Origin of the sequence: uncultured Veillonella sp. (assembly GCF_938010505.1) — a bacterium.
In the GTDB taxonomy this organism is placed as follows: Bacteria; Bacillota; Negativicutes; order Veillonellales; family Veillonellaceae; genus Veillonella.
In genome coordinates this window covers 1-5,241 of sequence record NZ_CALLVP010000066.1, presented here as the reverse complement: position 1 = coordinate 5,241, position 5,241 = coordinate 1, and the positions used below count along the sequence as shown (strand labels likewise).

General features: G+C 37.8%; 5 protein-coding genes. 2 read left to right on the top strand and 3 right to left on the bottom strand.

Annotated elements, in window-relative coordinates; genetic code table 11:
• Positions 1-992, bottom strand: a 992-nt coding sequence (locus tag Q0507_RS03805; RefSeq protein ID WP_298712651.1) for a cation-translocating P-type ATPase, incomplete at its 3' end; no start/stop codon positions are given.
• Positions 993-1,192: 200 nt separating this feature from the next.
• Here Q0507_RS03805 and Q0507_RS03800 point away from each other — a divergent pair.
• Positions 1,193-1,756, top strand: coding sequence for a TetR/AcrR family transcriptional regulator (locus Q0507_RS03800; RefSeq protein WP_298712648.1), 564 nt, complete (start codon positions 1,193-1,195; stop codon positions 1,754-1,756).
• A 14-nt stretch (positions 1,757-1,770) separates the two neighbouring features.
• On the opposite strand, the gene Q0507_RS03795 is transcribed toward Q0507_RS03800, so the two are convergent.
• Entirely contained in the window at positions 1,771-2,721 is a 951-nt protein-coding gene (locus tag Q0507_RS03795) for a 2-hydroxyacid dehydrogenase (RefSeq protein WP_298712645.1), read from the bottom strand.
• Between the two features lie 385 nt (positions 2,722-3,106).
• Between Q0507_RS03795 and alr the strand changes: the two genes are divergently transcribed.
• Positions 3,107-4,219: an alanine racemase gene (alr, locus tag Q0507_RS03790; protein WP_298712642.1), complete on the top strand. Its 1,113-nt coding sequence runs from the start codon at positions 3,107-3,109 to the stop codon at positions 4,217-4,219.
• A 513-nt stretch (positions 4,220-4,732) separates the two neighbouring features.
• Here the strand turns inward: alr and Q0507_RS03785 are convergent.
• Positions 4,733-5,241 (bottom strand): PepSY domain-containing protein (locus tag Q0507_RS03785; RefSeq protein ID WP_298712639.1); only part of this gene is annotated, 509 nt, incomplete at its 5' end.

Here is a 5,241-nt window from a genome sequence, read left to right as displayed (position 1 = left end):
CCACGTGTTAATGTGCCGGTTTTATCAAATGCCATGGTATCTACTTTTCCCATAGTTTCAAGAATTTCTCCTGATTTAATAATAACGCCATGTTTAGTAGCTTGACCAATAGCGGCCATAACCGCAGTAGGTGTAGCAAGTACCAATGCACAAGGGCAAAATACTACCAACACAGTAACACCGACGATGATATTTCCAGTTACTAGATAGCCTATACATGCAATCATCAATGCAATAGGAACCAATCGACTAGCAACAGTATCAGCTATACGCTGAATCGGAGCCTGTTTCTGTTCCGCATTTCTAATAAGCTGAATCATTTTTTGAATAGAACTATCTTCGCCCACTTTAGTAGCTATAATATCTATGGCACCAAAACAGTTAATAGTTCCACTAAATACATCATCATCAATTGTTTTATCAACAGGTATAGACTCTCCTGTCATAATAGATTGATCTACCGTTGTTTCACCGTTAATGATTCGCCCATCTACAGGTATCGTTTCGCCCGGAAGGATTCGTAAGTAATCACCACTTTGTATAGACTCTACGGAAATCATTATTTCTTTGTTATCTTGTAATTTACGACCCTTAACAGGTGCTAATGAAATTAACTTTTTTAACCCCTTTTTTGCTCGCTCGGTAGTTGCTTCTTCAAGGAGAGCGCCTAAAGCCATAATAAACGCTACCTCACCAGCCGCAAATATATCTCCGATGGCAATAGCTGCAAACATAGCCATGGAAATCAACAGAGCCGATGAGATTTTACTAATTCCCTTATTATATACGATCCTTCGAATAGATAAATACACAAGAGGAAAACCACAAATAACTACGGTAATCCATGAAGGTTCGAAAGGGAATATATTTTGAAACGGACTTTGTCCACCAAACTCCTCTATCAAATGCGGAATCCCATCAAGCAGTAAAAATAGCCCCGCTAAAATCGTCATATATAAACCAGATAATATATCATGTATTCGATGTACCATACAGCAATCCCCTTATCAGACTTTCACTATCAATATGAATTGAATTATAACTATACTTACAGTACAATAATTACGATAACGAACACTTTGTTCACTTTAATTGTATCAACCTATAGTTTTAATACAATATATAAAACATCGCATATGTTCATTACGGAACATATATGATGTTTTGTACTAAAAGTATGACAGGAGTTAATATGGATCGTAGACAGAAAAGAACTCGTAAAGCCATATTTATAGCTTTTAACGAATTATTATCTAGTAAGGCGTATGACAAAATCACCGTTCAGGAAATCATTAGTGCCGCAGATATTGGACGCACCACATTTTATGCTCATTTCGACACAAAAGAGGCATTACTAGAAGCCCTCTGCGAAGACTTATTTTTGCATATAAAAGATAGTATTAATCATTTACCTCATGCTCATGGGCTTTATCAACAAAGTATTTACCCAGTCTCAGTATTTGGTCATTTATTACAACATTTACAGCAAAATGAAAATAAAACCCTCGAACTACTAGCTAGTGATAATAACGAAATCTTTTTACGCTATTTTAGAGATCATCTAAATGAGTTGGTGAAAGGATATTTCATCAATCAAGACCGTAAAGCAAATACAAATCTACCGGATGACTTTATTATTAATCATATTTCAGGTAGTTTTGTCGAAATGGTGTTATGGTGGGTAAAAAACGGCATGAAAGAATCGCCTACAAAATTAGACAATTACTTCCATGCCGTTATAGAACCTATTATATAATTATTTAAATTCTATCAAGATACAACATTGATTGGTTCACCCTTAAAGAAGGCTTGTACATTGTCACGAATGATTCCTACCAAGCGTTGACGTGTTTCAAGTCCTTTCCAACCCATGTGCGGAGTAATGATAACATTATCTAGTGTATAGAGAGGACTATCCTCAACTGGTGGTTCTACCTCTTGTACATCAAGACCTGCCCCAGCGATACGTTTGGCTGCTAATGCTTCACAAAGGTCTGCTTCATTAATGAGAGGACCACGACCAGTATTCACGATGACTGCATTAGGTTTCATCTTACCAATTGTTTCTTTATTAATAAGATGTTTAGTTTGATCATTCAATGGGCAATGCAATGTAATATAATCACTATTTTCAAGTAATTCATCAAGACTTACATAACAAATACCATCGCCATCAGCCTTTGGTGTACGTGTATGAATCAAGATATTCATGCCAAGTGCTTTTGCTACTTTGATAACTTCCATTCCGATATGACCAGCACCAACAACACCTAAGGTTTTGCCATTCACTTCTGTGTGGCTCACTTGTAAATGTTTTGTGAAATTACTGCGATCACCTTTAGCAAGCATGCTGATTTGTTGCTGCATTGTAGACGCAAAATTGAGGATCATCATAATTACCGTATGTGCTACACGTTCTGTACTGTACGCTGGAATATTGCACACAGTGATGCTTCTTTCCTTTGCTGCATTTAGGTCGATATTATTATAGCCCGTGCCAGCTTCTACGATGAGCTTTACTGTATCTGGAAATTGTGAAAGTAACTCAGCAGTAACAGGAATCTCTTTTGTTACTACTACGCGAGCATCTTGAATGCGTTCGATAATCTCAGCATTTGTGCTGTCATCATAAACTTGTACATCATTAGATAATATAGAGAAATCTAATGCATGGTCATAATTCATTTTACTTGCGTTTACCACTACTACACGTTCACTCATGAGAACCTCCTACATACATGTTGTATTCCATGTGTCTTGTTTAATACATGCCAACAACTCACAGCCCTTTGCCTGTAAATTTATTTCTTACTTTCTAGTAAAAGCAAATAGCATATGAATTGAATAGCCTCAAATATATGTAATACTACTTCTATATAAATTATACTATTTTTTATATAATTTAATACTATGAATTAGTACTGTAAGTAACATATCTATTCATATCAATTAGTATACTTTCACAATTATTGTATATAATATATTCATAAATCCTATAAAATTCAAAGTAAAAATCATTTTTCTGTATATAACTTTCACAAAAGTATTGTGTAATTCCCCAAAAGTTATAAAATAAGAGTAATGTTATATAGAATTGAGGAATACCATGAGACCTACCTATTTGACCATAAATACAAGTCTCGTTCGCGAGAATTTGCGCAAAATTAAAGATAGTTTACCGGAATGGAGCACGTCCACTGCTGTCATCAAGGCCAATGGCTACGGACACGGCAGCGTTATGATGGGCCGTATTGCGGTGGAAGAAGGTTACGAATCCTTAGCCGTTGCTATTCCAGAAGAGTCTGTACCGCTTCGCAACGCAGGTATTATGGTACCTATTTATCTATTAGGTCTCACAAGACCACAATCATTTGAGCTTGTGGCAGATACGAATTCCATTCCTGCCGTTTGTGAATCTACCGACTTGGAAGCACTCGATAAAGTAGCCGATAATCATGACATGATCATTCGCGTTGCCGTTGCCGTTGATACGGGCATGCATCGCATCGGTATCAAGCCTGAAGATGCCATTGAATTTATCAAGCGCGTTGAGTCCTACGAAAATCTTGAAATAGACGGATTCTTCTCCCATATGAGCAATGCCGATGCGGCGGATCAATCACATGCTCATAGCCAAGCGCAAACATTTCATCGCATGGTAGATGAAATTCGAGCATTCCGACCAGAAGCAGATTACCGCTTCTCCCTCGCCAACAGTGCAGGTCTCTTATCTGTCAAAGACAGCTTATTTACGGATGCACGTCCTGGTATTATTCAATACGGTATCATGCCATCCCTTGATGTGCCAAATCGATTGGGCTTAAAGCCAGTTTTATCTTTTCATAGTGAAGTCGTTCACGTGCAACACGTACCCGCTGGCGAAGGTATAGGCTATGGGTCTACCTATGTCACAACTGAGCCAATGACGATTGCTACAATCCCTGTAGGCTATGCGGATGGCTATCCTCGTAGTTTATCCAATCGAGGCACCGTACTGATTCATGGCACGCGTTGCCCTGTAGTAGGTCGCATTTGTATGGACCAATTTATGGTCTCCGTTCCGGATACGATTACCGTAAAACCAGGCGATAAGGTAGTTCTTCTAGGTTCTCAAGGCCATGAAAGTATCTCTGCACTAGAGATCGCCGCTCTTGCCTCTACTATTCCATACGAAATATTCTGTGGATTCTCAGAACGAGTACCGCGACAATATATATAAAACAATTATATTAGACCTCATAAGAGTCTATATTCATAACAAAAGAGCAGATGTTTCCTATAGCATCTGCTCTTTTTACCTTTACTAAAAACGTATAATCTTATATCTACCATTTGATATAAAGAAATTTTCTTACGAAAAAAGCCCGTATCACATGCAGCGGTCTACATGTGATACGGGCTTTCTTGCTCTCCTATACCTAGCGTGCTGTAAAGCAGTTACGTTCTTATTGTGAGAGAGAGTATATATACCAAGTATATAATCTTATGATTCGGAGGGAACCACAATTCATAAGGGGCCCTCTGAACGACAGACGGCATAGGAGAGAGTCAATGTTTGTCTATCCAATCCAGAGGGCTATGCGTGTGTGTTTATAGTGTGTGTTTTTTTGTGTGTTGTTTATTGTGTGTTGTGTGTGTAAGTGTATTTATGTTATGTGTGTATAGTTTTGAGTGCTTAGTGTTCATGTTTTAAAAGGGTTTGCTTTACAGTGGTATAGGATACGAGATCAACTTATTTCGCTACTGTCCCTGTTTTAGCATCCAATACAATAGATACTGGTTTATTTTGTGCATCATGGAACTCTACGGTATATAACGGTTTCCCATTTTGATTAGTAAGGGACCACGCATTAATACCCGTTGCTACGTTGCCAGTTTGTACGAAGGCTGCATTGATTGCCACATGTGGAGGTATAACTGTTCCAGCATCAATAGCACTAGCTTCCATAGATGCATCATATGCTTTAGGAGTACCTTCAGTTACATTACCAGTTGCCACATCTAGAGTCAAAGAATGGGCACCACTAGTATTATTAAAACCTGCTACTTCATAGATGGCAGTTTTATCTTGTGCTTTGAAGGATACATTAGTAATTTTAGAGTTACCATATTTATTTTCGAATTGATCAATTAAATAATTGGCACCAACTACGAAAATACTATTTTGGTCTACTACGCCTGCTTGCTGATTGGTTGTGCTAGGTTGTGATTTTCTACTTTTAGAGTTTTTTTTTCCTCTTT

Bases quoted from the DNA above. Each gene is read 5' to 3' on its own strand.
- Q0507_RS03800 (WP_298712648.1), top strand. From the start codon at position 1,193: ATGGATCGTAGACAGAAAAGAACTCGTAAAGCCATATTTATAGCTTTT.
- Q0507_RS03795 (WP_298712645.1), bottom strand. From the start codon at position 2,721: ATGAGTGAACGTGTAGTAGTGGTAAACGCAAGTAAAATGAATTATGAC.
- alr (WP_298712642.1), top strand. From the start codon at position 3,107: ATGAGACCTACCTATTTGACCATAAATACAAGTCTCGTTCGCGAGAAT.